This window comes from Syntrophomonas sp. DTU019, from assembly GCA_913757435.1.
Lineage (GTDB): Bacteria > Bacillota > Syntrophomonadia > Syntrophomonadales > Syntrophomonadaceae > DTU019.
Genome location: CAJYDM010000001.1, coordinates 227461 through 242295, shown reverse-complemented (window position 1 = coordinate 242295; position 14835 = coordinate 227461). Strand labels below are relative to the sequence as shown.

The 14835-nt window shown below is 50.3% G+C and carries 14 protein-coding genes; 8 read left to right on the top strand and 6 right to left on the bottom strand.

The window, feature by feature from the left end:
• Nucleotides 1–42 precede the first annotated feature (42 nt).
• Together AC15IQ_RS01235 and lpdD are read right to left on the bottom strand one after the other, a co-directional pair.
• On the bottom strand, nucleotides 43–1806 hold the full coding sequence (locus AC15IQ_RS01235; RefSeq protein WP_483176804.1) for a UbiD family decarboxylase: 1764 nt from the start codon (nucleotides 1804–1806) through the stop codon (nucleotides 43–45).
• A complete protein-coding gene (lpdD, locus tag AC15IQ_RS01230) occupies nucleotides 1799–2182 on the bottom strand; it encodes a prenylated flavin chaperone LpdD (RefSeq protein WP_483176803.1) in 384 nt (127 codons plus the stop codon). The genes AC15IQ_RS01235 and lpdD overlap by 8 nt, the downstream gene beginning before the upstream one ends.
• 308 nt (nucleotides 2183–2490) lie before the next feature.
• On the opposite strand from lpdD, the gene AC15IQ_RS01225 reads away from it, so the two are divergent.
• The 4 genes from AC15IQ_RS01225 (at nucleotide 2491) to AC15IQ_RS01210 (ending at nucleotide 6337) form a co-directional block, all read left to right on the top strand.
• Nucleotides 2491–2778: a DUF1294 domain-containing protein gene (locus AC15IQ_RS01225; protein ID WP_483176802.1), complete on the top strand. Its 288-nt coding sequence runs from the start codon at nucleotides 2491–2493 to the stop codon at nucleotides 2776–2778.
• Between the two features lie 318 nt (nucleotides 2779–3096).
• A complete protein-coding gene (locus tag AC15IQ_RS01220; RefSeq protein ID WP_483176801.1) occupies nucleotides 3097–3756 on the top strand; it encodes a Dph6-related ATP pyrophosphatase in 660 nt (219 codons plus the stop codon).
• A gap of 440 nt (nucleotides 3757–4196) precedes the next feature.
• Complete coding sequence (locus AC15IQ_RS01215; RefSeq protein ID WP_483176800.1) at nucleotides 4197–5969, top strand: DUF362 domain-containing protein; 1773 nt, start codon at nucleotides 4197–4199, stop codon at nucleotides 5967–5969.
• A 224-nt stretch (nucleotides 5970–6193) separates the two neighbouring features.
• Nucleotides 6194–6337 (top strand): DUF1540 domain-containing protein, encoded by a 144-nt coding sequence (locus tag AC15IQ_RS01210; protein ID WP_483177718.1) that lies wholly within the window; start codon nucleotides 6194–6196, stop codon nucleotides 6335–6337.
• Nucleotides 6338–6397: 60 nt separating this feature from the next.
• Here the strand turns inward: AC15IQ_RS01210 and AC15IQ_RS01205 are convergent, their stop codons facing one another.
• The 4 genes from AC15IQ_RS01205 to AC15IQ_RS01190 all read right to left on the bottom strand — a co-directional run bounded on the left by AC15IQ_RS01205 (nucleotide 6398) and on the right by AC15IQ_RS01190 (nucleotide 10558).
• Nucleotides 6398–7834, bottom strand: coding sequence for an amino acid permease (locus AC15IQ_RS01205; protein ID WP_483176799.1), 1437 nt, complete (start codon nucleotides 7832–7834; stop codon nucleotides 6398–6400).
• A 66-nt stretch (nucleotides 7835–7900) separates the two neighbouring features.
• A complete protein-coding gene (pdaA, locus tag AC15IQ_RS01200) occupies nucleotides 7901–8755 on the bottom strand; it encodes a delta-lactam-biosynthetic de-N-acetylase (protein WP_483176798.1) in 855 nt (284 codons plus the stop codon).
• Nucleotides 8756–8956: 201 nt separating this feature from the next.
• Nucleotides 8957–9682, bottom strand: a complete 726-nt coding sequence (locus AC15IQ_RS01195) for a cysteine dioxygenase family protein (protein WP_483176797.1) — start codon at nucleotides 9680–9682, stop codon at nucleotides 8957–8959.
• A 12-nt stretch (nucleotides 9683–9694) separates the two neighbouring features.
• Nucleotides 9695–10558 carry a 4Fe-4S binding protein gene (locus tag AC15IQ_RS01190; RefSeq protein WP_483176796.1) on the bottom strand — a complete coding sequence of 288 codons (864 nt, stop codon included), beginning with the start codon at nucleotides 10556–10558 and terminating at the stop codon, nucleotides 9695–9697.
• 398 nt (nucleotides 10559–10956) lie between these two features.
• On the opposite strand from AC15IQ_RS01190, the gene AC15IQ_RS01185 reads away from it, so the two are divergent.
• The 4 genes from AC15IQ_RS01185 (at nucleotide 10957) to cobU (ending at nucleotide 14745) form a co-directional block, all read left to right on the top strand.
• Nucleotides 10957–11781 (top strand): ABC transporter substrate-binding protein, encoded by an 825-nt coding sequence (locus tag AC15IQ_RS01185; RefSeq protein WP_483176795.1) that lies wholly within the window; start codon nucleotides 10957–10959, stop codon nucleotides 11779–11781.
• Between the two features lie 11 nt (nucleotides 11782–11792).
• Nucleotides 11793–12836: a FecCD family ABC transporter permease gene (locus AC15IQ_RS01180; RefSeq protein WP_483176794.1), complete on the top strand. Its 1044-nt coding sequence runs from the start codon at nucleotides 11793–11795 to the stop codon at nucleotides 12834–12836.
• An 84-nt stretch (nucleotides 12837–12920) separates the two neighbouring features.
• The gene (locus tag AC15IQ_RS01175) at nucleotides 12921–14186 is read left to right on the top strand and encodes a heme ABC transporter ATP-binding protein (RefSeq protein ID WP_483176793.1); all 1266 of its coding nucleotides are present in this window, start codon (nucleotides 12921–12923) and stop codon (nucleotides 14184–14186) included.
• Nucleotides 14173–14745, top strand: coding sequence for a bifunctional adenosylcobinamide kinase/adenosylcobinamide-phosphate guanylyltransferase (gene cobU / locus AC15IQ_RS01170; protein ID WP_483176792.1), 573 nt, complete (start codon nucleotides 14173–14175; stop codon nucleotides 14743–14745). Before AC15IQ_RS01175 ends, cobU begins: the two co-directional genes overlap by 14 nt.
• The last annotated feature ends 90 nt before the right edge of the window (nucleotides 14746–14835 follow it).

Sequence of the window (14835 nt, the reverse complement as noted above, 5' to 3'; positions counted from 1 at the left end):
AGATGAGACGGCTTCCGCTTTTCATAATCTTGGTGCGATAGCTCAGGGATGGTTGAATAAACTACTCCAACGTCGGTCGACCTGCCGGACGATATCAGGCCTGGGTATCAACTCTGCAGGATATTCCGGTTTCATGCGGGCATCGACGATAAAGGGCAGTCGGTACTCAATGGCATTCTGGCGCATCTGTTGACACGCATATATGTCGAGCATGGGATCAAAACGAGTAAATACCGACCACAGAAAAGAGGTTTGATCGGCAATCGCCGCTACATCGTCCACAAGCACCACCAGTGGCCAGTTCTTCAGGTCGGGCAGCGATGCCTGGGCCAATTCGGCAGCCAGTTGCGGGTTGTCCCTGTAACTTGCACCGGAGATCAGCAAGCAGCCGCCGCAATAGGCCTTTACCTTGGTGACGCCGGGGAGCTGCTTGCCTCGATACTCCCTGAGGAGGTCTCTTATGGGGTGGCCAATACCCATAATGATAGCCTTGCTGCCCTGATTGTATTGGCGCCCGGTGTAATCCAGGGTATCCATTGAGGTATGGTGCAGGATGATAAGATCGCGGCTTGGTTCCAGGCGCATCAGGATGTTTTCCAAGAGCAGTGGAAAATTCCGGAGATCAAGGTCAACATCGGTTATCAACAATACTTTGGTGAGGCTGAGCTGGCCTTCACCCAGGATGCGGAAGCTGTGAGCCAGCGCTTCGCGGAAGTAGCTCTCCCTCACCACTGCCGCGCTTAAGGTGTGAAAACCGGCTTCAGCATAGCTGCGCAGGGATTTGACCCCTGGCATCAGCAAGGGGAAGATCGGACTGAGTAAATCCTGCATCCATTCCCCGATGTAATAGTCCTCCTGTCTGGGTTTACCTACCACGGTGGCAGGATAGATAGCATCCGGGCGATGATAAATCTGCTTGATATTGAAAACCGGGAAATCATGGACCAGTGAATAGTAACCATAATGGTCTCCAAAAGGGCCTTCAGGCCGACGCACTCCTGGAGGCACCTCCCCGCACAAGGCAAATTCAGCTTCAGCCACGAGGGGATGAGGATGGCCCGCCACTCTGGTCATGGCTATTCTATCTCCCAAAAGAAATGAAGCGTACAGCAATTCCGGCAAAGGCTCAGGTAAAGCGGTTATCGCAGCCACTGTCAAAGCCGGAGGTCCGCCTAGAAACACCGTAACCGGCAGGGCCTGTTGCAACCGCTCGGCTTCATGAAAATGAAATCCGCCGCCTTTGTGGATCTGCCAGTGCATTCCAGTCTGAGTTTCAGAAAATACCTGCATACGGTACATACCCAGGTTGTGTTCCCGGTTGTGTGGGTTTTCAGTATATACTAGAGGAAGGGTGAAAAAAGCCCCGCCATCCTCCTGCCAGCTGGTGATGGCGGGCAGGGATTTTATATTTACGGGCTGCATCAGCTGTCTGGTCACCGGGGCCCGATGAGAGGGAATGAAATTCAAGCCGATGCGGGCCACATCCAGCAGCCAGCCCCTTTCCTGCCATAAGGTTTGGAGGCGGGGCGGCACGAGGCGGTGCAGAGCATCGACAGCCTGGTTTACAATGGCCTGCGGTTTGGGTCCCATGGCCATTTCCATGCGCCGTGGGGATCCGAACAGGTTGGTGACAACTGCAAAGCGGCTCTCCTTGACTCGGGTAAAAAGCAGGGCAGGGCCATTGTCCTCGACCACCCGGCGATGGATTTCAGCTAGTTCCAGGTATGGGTCAACTTCGGCGTTGACCTCCACGATTTCCTTTTCACGCCGTAATTGCTCCATGAAGGAACGCAGATTGTTATGCATCTCTAATCTCCATTATCTCTTTAATCCTATCTGCCAGCAGGCGGGTTGCTTGCTGACTGTTCTGAACCAGCATACCAATCTCCGACGGAGTGGCCGAATCGATATGAATCCCCGCAATAACAGCAACGCAACAACCTGTATCTTTGCACAATTGTTCGGCCACCAGGGCAGCCACATCAGAATCACGATGCCCGCAGCGGGGAATGATCCAGGTGTGGGGACGTTGAGCCGGAATGATTGGGGGGTGACGGGGCACACTCAGCGCCATTCCGCCCACATGAGGTTTCTCGCCTCCGGTAAGGGTGACTGCTACCCCGTCTGCGGTCAGAATAGCCTGAAGCTGAATACTCAGGCGGCCTTCACCGTATGTTACCATTATATCCTCACGCAAGCAGATTTCACCTACCTAAGTCCAGAATTCACCTATGCTACTTATATGTTAAACTACTAGGACCGGGCTGTAAAAACATATGGTTATTTCAGCTTCTGCGGCAGCGGGAGATCTGCTGCTTTGATGGCCGAAAATATTCACAGCTAGCAACGTTGTTGGGTATAATATGGTTATCCAGGGGAACCCGGTCGAAAACTCCAAAGTCACACCTTTATAAGCTTTTATTCACAGCAAGCCTGGGGTGGCAGCGGATTGCCAAGTAAAAGGGAGAGTTTTCCGGGGGAGGAATACGCATGAGCAACACCGGTTTAGCGTATCAAGTTCTGCTCTATTACTTATTGGCGATCAATACCCTTAGCTATGTTTTGTTTGCACTGGACAAAGGCTACTCACAACGCGGGGAAAAGAGAATAGCGGAGAAAACCCTGTTCGCGGTGTCCATTCTGGGTGGCAGTCTCGGCAGCCTCCTGGCTATGTATCAGTTCAGCCATAAAACCCGCCATCTCAGTTTTAAATATGGGCTTCCGATGATACTGATCCTGCAGTTGGTTCTAGCTAGCTATTATTATATTATAATGTAAGCAAGGCAAAGGCAGGTTGGTTCGGTACGGACCTGATTGAGAATGGCCACTATCTCAGACAGTCAGTCAATGCTTGATTTTCCTGTTATCGGTGGCAGCTCGATACTCATTTTAATATGGTGGGAGAATCTTTCTTTGAATTAACAGAAATTTTCGAAAATAGAATCAATTTTGACAAAGGTCTCCTGAAAAAAAGGGTTTTAAGGCCTGTTGTTAGAATATGTGATATAAAGTGCAAGCTTGCTGTTGCAGGCATATACAGCTGCTAGCTGAACCCAGCCGTTGGTCCCCGGAAATATAGTTGGGAGGGATAATGTTATGCCAATTAAGGATAAAGCGTTTTTTTGTTCCTGGAGCGGGGGGAAAGACTCCTGTCTGGCCTTATACAGAGCGGTCTTAAAAGGCGGTCGGCCCGCTTGCCTGCTTACCATGTTGACTGAAGGGGGAGAAAAATCGCGCTCCCATGGTTTGCCTTTGTCAGTCTTGCAGAATCAAGCCCGGGCATTGGGAATTCCGCTGGTGGTACGTTCTGCCTCCTGGGAAGATTACACCTCTGTGTTCACCGAAGTATTAAGGGAATTCAAATCCAGACAAATCGACAATGGGGTCTTTGGTGACATAGATATTGACGATCATCTGCAATGGGTCGAAGACGTCTGTAAACCGATTGGCATCACGCCTCACCATCCATTATGGCAGCGGCCTCGGAAACAGCTGTTGAAGGATTTTTTGGAAGCCGGTTTCAAAGCCACTATTGTTGTGGTTCAGGCTAGCAAGCTGGATAAGAGTTTCTTGGGGCGTGAATTGGATGCAGACCTGCTGGAGGAAATCGAGGCGCAGGGAGCTGATGCGGCAGGTGAAAATGGTGAATACCATACCGTCGTCACTAATGGTCCGATATTCTCAGCCCCGCTATCCATACGCTTCGGGGAACCGTTTGAAGAAGACGGCTACTGGTTTATTAATATGCTAAACTGATCGGCTTGCATTAGAGCATATAATATATTATTAAGGGAGTCCGGGTCAACCGCAGGGATGCCGCGCTGGATTGTGCAAGCAGGTTGGCAAGAACCTCTGCCCGGCTGCACCGTCACCCGCCTTCAACTCTAGGATAACCCGATGGCTGGGGAGTGTACTCAATACGCTCAATTCCTTGTGGTTATCTGGAGGTTTAGCTAAACCCCACTTCTCACTTTCATTCCTTATATCCCCAACCTTTATAAATAACCAACTGACTGAAAAGGCTTAAGCATCTTTATTCTAATCAAGTATTCAAGTATGCTAGAATTAAGAACTAGGTCGAAAATGGAGTCTTATTGACGATATGGAGGGGAGGCAACAGAACCAAATTACCGCTATACGGTTGCAACCGTAACAGACAGAGAACAGAGGAGTAAGGTCTGGGGAGGATGATAGTATTGCGTATCGATTTGAGGTTGGCCGAGATCCAAGAATACCCGCAGATGCTTCGATCTTTGCAGGAAGCCTATGAACTGCTCGGGTTAGAAGCGGACTCCCTCCAACAAAGCTGGGAGAGTTGGCAGCAACAGGCTCATATAGAGTTTTACTGGGCCTACCATCAGAATGAAAAAACTGGGCTGGTGGTTTTTGATCGGGACAACAGCCTGGTTACGGAACTATGGGTGTGGCGGCAACAGGGTCAGGGATTGGAAACGGCCATACTAGATGCTCTGATAGAGAGGGAAAATCTGATAGCCTGCCAGGTCTGGGCACAGGACAAGCAGCGCTATGACATGCTGGTGGACTATGGCTTTCGCCCCACTCACAGGTGTCTGCGGGGTAAGTGGCAGGCCATCAAGCTGGATTTGAGCACCGCCGTACTACTTGACAAGATCAAGGATCGACCGGCCTTTAAGCCATATCAGAGCAAAGAAACGGTGGCTATTGAATCCGTTGCCGAGTCGTTAGAGTATGTTGAGATCAAGAGAGCCTTGAGCAGTCTTATAGATAAACTGGGCGGGTTGGAGCGTTACGTGAAGCCTGGACAAACGGTGCTGATCAAGCCTAACATTGTTAGTGACCACGGTTTAAAGAAGGACGGTACGGTAGTAGGCGGGGTAGTGACCGACAAAAAGGTGGTTAAGGCCATGGTGGAACTACTCCTGCCCACTGCAGCACGGGTCATCATTGCTGAAGGCTCTTCCATCAACCGCAGCGCCACCACCAAGATGTTTGTCCATTATGGCTACGACGAGGTGGTGGCCTTAGATCCAGCCAGAGTCAGTCTGGTGGACCTGAATACCGATCAACTGGTTGAAAAAACTGTGCCGGGCGGCAAGCGCATGTTGTCCCGGCAGATTCCGGTCACCCTGGAAAAGGCTGATGTAATAATAAGCATGCCGGTGATGAAAATTCACTTCGCGGCCACCGTGTCTTTGAGCATCAAGAATCTGCAAGGAGCAGTTCCACCCCTGGAGAAATATATGTCGCATTTCTTCGGGCTTTGGCAAAACTTGGTTAATATCAGCCATCTGGTCAAACCAGACCTGATCATAATCGATGGAACCACCGCACAGGAGGATTTCGGCCCTATCTCCGGCACCCCCAAAGCCATGAACCTGCTCATCGGGGGCACCAACCCGGTGGCGGTAGATGCTGTCACTATGCGTGTTATGGGCATCGCTCCCACCGAATCACCGCCGGTTTTGCTGGCCTACCTCCAGGGCTTCGGACCGATCGAAAGCGAGCTCATTAATGTTCTCGGTCCCGATCCAGAGACCCTGTGTGATGCCTTTAAACGACCCCAGCTTGATATCAGCAGCGGTCAGGATGTGGTGGTCCACGCTGGCCAGGCTTGCCCGGGTTGCAAGGGTTATCTTCACTTCACCCTTAGCAAACTGCGCAAACCTGATCCCCAGGATCCGAAGCGCATGATCATTGATCGCCCCTTACCGCAGAAGGTCAACATTTTTTTGGGTCCCACCCTGGATGCGGATATCGATCCACAGCAGAACAATGTTTTTGTGGGTTTGTGCCAGCAGCACCATGCCGGACTGGGACTACACCTGCCCGGTTGCCCTCCTCATTCCGAGGTGCTTATCGACGGTATCTTTCGCTTCTTCCCGGACGTTCCCAAGGCAAAATACGCCGATAAGAGCGAGGAAGCCACCCTGGGAGAGATGCTCAATAAGGTATTGGCAGGCTTAGACCAGCAGGCCAGCGGAGGGTAAACACTTGATGAGCTATGTTGGGACCTGAACCATTAGGGATAAATACCTCCAAACTCTGCGGACCTACAAATAATGAAACTGTAAATTGTCGTTTAGATGATAGCTGGGATGAAATATTTACAATCATGATTCAGGTATACTGTCCTTGTTCTTCAAAGATACTAACCTTAGTCCTATACAAAGGAGGCGTTATTTTGAAGGGCAAAGTAAAAAAACAAGACTCCATGCTGAACGGGGTCAAGTGTGTTGTCAACTCCTGTTATTACTATGGAGAGGGAGACTGTTGCATGGCATCCCAGATTGAGATCCAACCTCGTAATGCCAGCAATTCAAATCAAACCGATTGCAGCACCTTCGCCCCCAAGTAGCGATTCCTGGAAAAAAGGAGGCCGTCAGGCCTCCTTTTTTGATACGGCTTATAAAAATCTTTAAGAATCCGGGTTAGGTTTGCGGGCTGGTGCCAGTGACCCGGGTTGTTCGCCCAGGGCTTTAATTTTCCCGCTTATGAAGATGAGGGCGGCCATACTCAAGCTGAACATCACGCCGATTCGCTCGCTCAGATGTATAGTAGCCCCGGCGATAGTGACAATGATCATACCAATAGCCAAATAGGACAACCAGCCCAGCTGAAGACGGTGCATGGTCATGTCCGCATTTTTGTATCTATAACCCGGAGCCAGTTTAAGATTTGAGAGCAAGATGGTAATCCAGTTCAAGATCAGCATAACTCCGGCTGCAGTAGCCAGGTATTCATATACTGTATTGGGCAGCAGGAAGGACATGATGATGGCGAAAAGCAGTCCCAAACCGGTGAGGGAGAGGGCTGGGACCGGCACCCCGCGTTTATTCCTCCAGGCCATCAAAATAGGCGCATCCAAATCATCCGCCAGTGAGACCAGGACATTTGTAACCGCAAATAAAGCCCCTACCATGGTGGAAAAAGCCGCACTGATGATTATAAGGTTGAGGAGTGAATCTGCAAATCCGAATCCGAATGTCGACAGAGCTGTAACAAAAGGGCTTTCAGCCGTACTGACTGCATATCCGGGAATCATTACAAAAATCAGCAGTAGGGCCAGAGCATAAACCGCAGTTAAAGAACTGAGCATAATCCGCCCCGATTTGCCAATGTCCTTGTATTGCTTCAGTTCGTAGGCCAATATTCCCATAACCTCAATACCTCCGTAGGAGAAAAGCACAAAGATCAAGGCGCTCAAAAACCCGCTCAAACCATCCGGGAACCACTGCGCTAAACTGGTGAGGTCCGAGGCTGGGGGGCGCACCAGGTTGACTACTCCCAGAGCCATAAGCAGCCCAAAAACAATAAATATCAACAGGGCCGAGATCTTGACAATTCCGAACAGTGATTCGATTTTACCAAAATCCCTTACCCCGAGCAGATTTATGGCCAGAGCCAGGACGGAATAAATAGCAGCAAACACCCACAGAGGGACAGTCGGCAACCAGAACTGACTGAAGATGGCCAGAGCGGCGACCTCGGTAGACATGATCAAGACGCCGGCCAACCAGTACATCCAACCGCTGGTGAAGCCCATCTGAGGACCGAATGCTTTGCGGGCATAGACTCGGAAAGAACCCCGCTGGGGATCGCGAGCCGACATTTCCGCCAGTGAACTGAAGACCTTAAAGGCAACCAATCCTCCTATAATATACGCTATTAAAATTGAAATCCCGGCTCGCTGTATGGAAAGCGCAGTGCCCAAGAAAAAACCGGCACCTATTACTGCGCCCACCCCGATCAGAGACAGATCCCACCAATCCAGAGCGCTGTGTGATTCGCCTGGTTGAGATTTCTGGCTGCGGCGTTGTTCGATTACTTGTTCTACCTGGCGGCGAAATAACATAGGATACTCCTTTTTCAGTTGGGGCTACACTGAAATGCGATTCCTTGTGATCATATATGCCTATTCCTAATCCACCATTTCCAGTTCATGCAGAGGCGCGAAACGATAGCCTTCAGCTTGTGCTCCGCTGACAACCCGGCTTAGGATGTCATTGTTGGTTTTGGATACCGCATGCAGGAGCATTATTTCACCGGGATGGAGATTATCCAGTATCAAGCGCAGTGATTTTTCAGGGTCGGGCTGTTGATCAGTCATCCAGTCCTGATAGGCAAAACTCCAGAAAACCGTCTTGTAACCAAGGTCGTTGGTCATTTTAAGACTGGTTTCACTATATTCACCTTTGGGCGGCCTAAAAAATAGGGGCATCTCCTGCCCGGTCAAATCCTTAAAAGCCTGAGCTGTATCCAGGAGTTCGCGGCTGAATTTTTCCTTACTTCCGGTCATTGAAGGCATGGAGGGGTGAGTTTTACTGTGGTTGACTACCAGATGACCTTCATTGACCATACGTTTGATAAGATCGGGATTGGATTTGATGTAGGGCTCGGTAACGAAAAAGGCCGCCGGGACCTGATGGGATTTTAGAGTATCCAGAATTGAGGCGGTATAACCGTTTTCATAACCTTCATCAAAGGTGAGAAAGATAGTTTTATTGCGGCTGCCGATGTAATATGCCTGGTAGTCGTTCAACTTAAAGCCGATATTGCGGTCTATGCTGGGAGGTTGATGGTCTTTGTTGCGCATTACGTACCAGCTCAGGGTGCCTGGGGAAGAAGCCACCGGAGATACTTCTGTGGTCATCTGCCCCCCGCGGGGATGGACATCATCATTTACCAGAGTAGGTTTTCTCTGCGGCGCTTGGTTGCAGGCTGATACAGATAATAAAATCAATATAAGGCACATTATCACCAGGATTCGTTTCATGATGGGCTCCTTTGCATAATTAGTATCACTATGTAGTTTGACCTGGCTGGATTGGATATATCAGCTTATATTCTGGCAGTATTGGCAGGCCCTGGCAGGTATGGCTCAAGAAAGTCAAAGGCCGGATGGTCATCCCTGATGGGAAGCGATCCAGCCTGTGTTTGCAGTTTGTGGGCAGTATTTTTGTTGCTGTAAATTAAATCACCTCAGCAGAGCATCATGGCATTCAGCTTTCATGTACTCGGGCAGATTACTCTGGGTTCCCTGCTGTAGAACCTTTTTGGCCCAGGGCTGCGCTATGGCGCCGAGAGTGCGGATGGCCAGTGCGCGGGTATAGTTGTTAGGCGGATAAACCCGTCTTACGGTGTTGAAATGCGGATCGTAATATTGAATGTAGCCTTTGCGTATCGCCTTACCGTAGACATGCAAAGATACCGCTACGCGGTCTCCGGGATTCTCCATCTGATGGATGCCATCATCAATAGGCAATACGGTAGTTATCTGCCCGGGGGGCAGTATTTCATCGGATTTGACCTCTAACCTTACGCTATTGGCATCCTGTCCGTGATCCAGGCGAGTGTATTTGCGTTCCCGCACCGGGTTGAGATATGCTCCCACGATTCCCCAGGAACCGTGATCGTGGATGGGGTAACGCACTCCCGGTTCCCATATGTAAGCCCGCAGCGAGAAAGTACGCTGGGGACTACGGTAAATTATGATATCATTAGGATCGATGGCCTGGTATTGGGCCTGTAAAAAAGCATCATCAAGGACCAGGCTGGTCAAAATATCATCCAGTATAGCCGAATTGGTAAGCAAGCTCTGAACATATTGCTTACCCTCAGCCATTATTTGTGACAGATCAGGCTGCTTAGCTAAAAAATCCTCCATATCTTCGATAAAATGCTCTAACCGATAGGAATCCATAATCCATCCTCCTCATTCCACCAAGCGACAGCCGTGGCGGCGTACATGGGTCCAGGACCGGTAGTCTGGATGGTCGGGATCAGACGCCAGCTTATCGGCTTCGTTCAGGTATTTTTTTACTATGCCCTTCTGTTTGTAGAGTTTGCGGTCAGATCCGATGGGGCATACCTTGATACAGATCCCGCAAGGATAACATTTCTTCCTTACCAGATCAATGTGCTGATCTATACAGGCATTAAGGTCGTAATCCCCCAGTATCTGGTCTTCGCGCCCTTTTAGAGCATCTTTGGGACAACATTTGGCACAAGCCTCGCATTTAATGCACAGGTCTTTGGTCATAACTGGCTGACCATCAAGCTTAGCCGCGGTAAATACCGATACAAAGCGGACCCTGGGGCCATATTCCGGGGTGAGCAGATTGTGGCTCAATCCTATGCTGCCCAGCCCCGCATAGCGGGCTGCAGCTACGTGGCCGAAGGCAGCCTGGGGCTTCTGCTTCAATGCACTCAGGCTGGCATAACCATCTCTGGTAAAGAAATATGAGGCCTGCCCGCGGCGATTCAGAAAACGGGTCAAATTGTAGGCGATTTTGTCCAGTTCTTGATTGGCCGCAGTGTATAGTTCTTTATGCAAAAATGATGGCGTCGTTTCAACGATCGGCAGAGGCATAGCCATACCGATGACAATCACCGTTTGGGTTGGTGGAAACAGGCTCTGCGGCCGAAATGGCACCGGCACTTCATCATACTCATCCCAGCGCTCAACTGGGGCAAAACCGATAAGATCAGCCCCGTTTTCACGGCAGAAGCCGATAACCTGTGCACGCAGTTCATCAGAGGGTTGGGGTGGTGCGGTCTTAGGAGATTCTGATTGCATTGTACACATCCCTCCTGAATCGGCAGGTAAACTTAGATTTATTGTGTCTTATTCAGACGGTTTTGGCAAGCCAGGCAATGCTGGTCAAGCTGACTGAGACTGAACCAGGTCGCCGCAGGCTTTCCCCAGGATTGCCTGTATAATTGGTCTGCTAAAGCTTTTACCACCCACCTGCTTCAAGTTGTCAAACTGCAACACTTGCAATAAAATGAAAAGAAAGGTTCTTGTACATAGGGGAATGCTTTATTCGGGGGGAAAAGGAGACGGTGGTATTGTATAGCAGAGTGAAGAGGATCGCTGCTCTATGTTTAATGGTATTGCTATTAGCTCACTCGACAGGGTGTGAAAAAAGTCAAACCCAGCCTCAGACCAGCCCAGATACGGGTGCAGGCTATCCTATGACTATTACCGATGATGTCGGGCGTACAGTAGTACTGGACAAGCAGCCTCAGAGGATAGTGTCGCTGTCGCCAAGCCATACTGAAATACTTTTTGCCCTGGGCTTGGGAGAACGTGTGGTAGGGGTCACGACTTACTGTGACTATCCTCAAGAAGCTCAAACCAAGCCTAAAATCGGCGGTTTCTCCACCCCCAGTGTAGAGAAGATTATCGAGGTCAGCCCCGACTTGGTGTTGGCGGGGGATATGCACCAACAGACCATAACTGCCCTGGAAGCGGCCAGAGTCAAAGTACTGGTATTTACTCCCAGGACTATAGAAGATATTTTTTCGACCATGACCACTATTGGTACGGCGGCCGGTAAGCAAGAGGCCACCCAGAGCCTGGTAGGAGGCCTGCGCCAGCGGGTCGAGGCGGTCACTCAAAAGGTGGCTCAAGCCCAGGGTAAAAAACCCCAGGTATTCTATGAAATATGGCATGAGCCCCTGATGAGCGCCTCCCAGCATACCTTAATCGGCGAACTGATATCATTATCCGGCGGTGAGAATATAATCGGCGCCTCAAAGGATCTGTATCCGATGATAAATGAAGAGATCATATTGGAGAAAAACCCGGACATTATGATGCATTCCTACGGACACGGTGACAATAAGTCTCCCTCTACCGAGCAGGTATTGAACCGGCCCGGCTGGCAGCACCTGACTTTTGTCAAGAATAAGAACGTGGTCGGCCTGGAAGCCAATCTGGTCAATCGCTACACCCCCAGATCAGTTGATGCCCTGGAACAAGTAGCCCGGGCGATCCATCCAGAACTGTTCAAATAGGAAACGTAGCGATGCAGCGTAACAACAAGCCAGTCTCCATAATAATGGGTTTGCTAACTCTGGTGTTGATCGTGTTGATCATTCTGGGCATCGGCATCGGTGCGGTCTGGATCCCGCCCGGTGAAGTGCTGAGCCTGATAAATGGACATCTCAACGGCAGCAGCATCAACTACCAGGGACAGACACTGTCTCACGATATCATCATATGGAGCATACGCTTCCCGCGGGTATTACTGGGAGCGATGGTGGGTATATCTTTATCGGTGGCCGGGGCCATTTTCCAGGGGTTATTTCGCAATCCCATGGCCGACCCGTATGTGATCGGAGTTTCTTCCGGTTCTGCCTTGGGTGCTGTAGCCGCCATACTGCTTTTAGGCAGCACAGGATTGAAGTATAGTTACAGCATTCCGGCCTTCGCTTTTGTGTGCGCGATATTGACCATTTTTTTGGTGTACAGTCTAGCCCGCACCGGGGGTAGGGTGCCGGTGATGACTTTGCTGCTGGCCGGCATAGCGGTCAATTCCTTTCTCTCCGCCTTGCAGTCGCTGGCTATGTTCTACAGTGGAGATCAGATGCATCAGGTGGTCTTCTGGCTGTTGGGGGGATTCTCCAGCCGGGGATGGGAGTATATAGGGATGTTCATGCCTTATGCTTTGATTGGAATAGTAATCGCTTTTGTATATACCCGCGAATTAAACGGCATGTTGATCGGAGAGGAACAGGCTCAACACTTGGGCATCGATGTAGAGCGAGTCAAAATAATGTTGCTGATAGCTTCCGCCCTGTTGATCGGGGCCTCGGTTTCGGTCTCTGGTTTGATAGGGTTTGTGGGGTTGATTATCCCACACGTGGTGCGTCTGGTCGTCGGGCCAGACCATAGGGTGCTGCTGCCTATGGTAGCATTGACTGGCGCGATCTTTATGGTGGGAGCTGATATAGTTGCCCGCACCATCATAGCACCTGAAGAACTGCCGGTTGGTGTAGTTACCGCATTGATAGGCGGGCCATTCTTCATTTATCTGCTGCGCAGACACAAGACGTCAATATATAGATAGAAGTCAATATATAGATATAGATATAGATATAGACAGATTAGACAGATAGAGACATTTTAGTGTGACAACTGAGGAGTGAGACAATTGATCCTGGATGTTATGGGAGTAACCTGTGGGTACGGGTCGACCCCGGTGCTGGCTGATGCCACTCTAAAGGTTAACAAGGGGGAGCTGCTAGGCATTGTAGGGCCTAATGGTTCTGGCAAATCCACCTTATTAAAAGCCATGAGCCGGGTTCTCCCCCCGAGGTGTGGCCGTATACTGCTCCAAGAAGATGATATTTATGAGATGCGCCCATCGCAGGCGGCCCAGCACCTGGCCGTGGTTCCCCAGGAGGCTGGATTGGACTTCCCCTTTACAGTAGAAGCGGTGGTGATGATGGGCCGCATTCCACACTTAAAACGCTTCCAGAGAGAAGGCCAGCGCGATCGGGAAATAGTCCGGGAGGCCTTGCGACAGACCAACACCCTTCAACTGGCAGAACGTTTGGTGACTGAATTGAGCGGCGGGGAAAAGCAGCGGGTGCTGATCGCTCGAGCTTTAGCACAGGAACCAGAGGTGATGTTTCTGGATGAGCCTACCTCTTTTTTAGATTTAAATTACCAAATCGAGATCATGGAACTGCTAAACCGGCTGCGTTACCAGCAAGGATTGACTGCGGTGATGGTTGTGCATGACCTTAATCTAGCCTCTCAATACTGCGACAATCTACTGGTTTTAAAAGACGGCCGTATATTTACCGCAGGCAGCCCGGCTCAGGTATTGAACGAAGATCTCATAAGGGAGGTCTATGGTTGTGAAGTCAAGGTCGAGCAGCGGCATCCCGGCAGTCGGCCCATGCTGCTCATTCAGCCTTTTAACCATCGGCCTCAAAATACCCATTACCGGGTTCATGTAGTAGGGGGAGGCGGTTGTTGCGGGCTGCTGTTCCATTGCTTGAAAGAGCGCCGCTGGGAGGTCACGGCTGGGGTCATCAATATCGGTGATTCTGATTGGCAGGAAGCCAAAAGCCATGGCTTCAAGGTTGTTGAAGCAGCCCCATTTAGTGAGATCGGCCTGGAGGAGGACCAGCTTAACCGTTTAGCCATGCAGAAAGCTGATTTTATTATTCTAGCCCCGATACCTTTTGGCAGCGGCAATTTGCTGAATCTGAGAGCTGTACTGGAAATGGCTGAACAGGGTGCCCCGGTGATCGTGATCGACTCAGGCGAAATAGAGGAGCGGGATTACACCGGCGGTGAGGCTTCCATCATATACAATAAGCTGCTTCAAAGCGGGGTACATGTGGTTGAGGATCCATTACAAGCTGTGGCTGTTTTGGAAGGAGATTTGCCATTTGTCCAGTCATAAAGGCCTGATTATGATTACCGGAGCAGCGCGCAGTGGCAAGAGCTACTTTGCCGAACAATGGGCTAGAAATTCAACTAAGACAGTCGTTTTTATTGCCACCCTGGTCCCTCAGGACCAGGAAATGCTGGAGAGAGTGGAACACCATCGCTTGCGGCGTCCTGATGACTGGATCACCCTTGAAGAAGCCGAGGATCCGGGAAGGGCTATACAACGATACGATGGACCGGGGCGAATATTCTTGTTGGACTGCCTCACCTTGCTAGTGACTAATTGGCTGTTAAGCTCAGCCGGGTGGTCTCATCAGGAAATCCTGCGGCGGGTGGAGAGTTTAGCCGAAATCGCGCGCCGCTCAGAGGCTCAGGTACTTGTGGTTACCAATGAGGTCGGTTGGGGTATTGTACCCGCCGATGTATTGTCCCGGGATTATCGTGATATTATGGGGCGTGCCAATCAGATAATGGCATCATGGGCCGACGAAGTTTACTTGATGATATCCGGACTGGCGGTAGAACTCAAGGGTTTGAACCGGTCTGGCGTTTATAAGGCTACCAAGTTGTAAATGTCAAGTAGGGACGGTTAGGATTTATGGTTATGAAGGGAGGGACAGGCTTTTACAATACCAAGTATCGATCTGAAAACTTAAGATAAG

Bases quoted from the DNA above. Each gene is read 5' to 3' on its own strand.
- AC15IQ_RS01205 (WP_483176799.1), bottom strand. From the start codon at position 7,834: ATGTTATTTCGCCGCCAGGTAGAACAAGTAATCGAACAACGCCGCAGC.
- AC15IQ_RS01195 (WP_483176797.1), bottom strand. From the start codon at position 9,682: ATGGATTCCTATCGGTTAGAGCATTTTATCGAAGATATGGAGGATTTT.
- AC15IQ_RS01220 (WP_483176801.1), top strand. From the start codon at position 3,097: ATGCCAATTAAGGATAAAGCGTTTTTTTGTTCCTGGAGCGGGGGGAAA.
- pdaA (WP_483176798.1), bottom strand. From the start codon at position 8,755: ATGAAACGAATCCTGGTGATAATGTGCCTTATATTGATTTTATTATCT.
- AC15IQ_RS01235 (WP_483176804.1), bottom strand. From the start codon at position 1,806: ATGCATAACAATCTGCGTTCCTTCATGGAGCAATTACGGCGTGAAAAG.
- AC15IQ_RS01210 (WP_483177718.1), top strand. From the start codon at position 6,194: ATGCTGAACGGGGTCAAGTGTGTTGTCAACTCCTGTTATTACTATGGA.
- AC15IQ_RS01225 (WP_483176802.1), top strand. From the start codon at position 2,491: ATGAGCAACACCGGTTTAGCGTATCAAGTTCTGCTCTATTACTTATTG.
- lpdD (WP_483176803.1), bottom strand. From the start codon at position 2,182: ATGGTAACATACGGTGAAGGCCGCCTGAGTATTCAGCTTCAGGCTATT.
- AC15IQ_RS01180 (WP_483176794.1), top strand. From the start codon at position 11,793: ATGCAGCGTAACAACAAGCCAGTCTCCATAATAATGGGTTTGCTAACT.
- AC15IQ_RS01185 (WP_483176795.1), top strand. From the start codon at position 10,957: ATGACTATTACCGATGATGTCGGGCGTACAGTAGTACTGGACAAGCAG.
- AC15IQ_RS01190 (WP_483176796.1), bottom strand. From the start codon at position 10,558: ATGCAATCAGAATCTCCTAAGACCGCACCACCCCAACCCTCTGATGAA.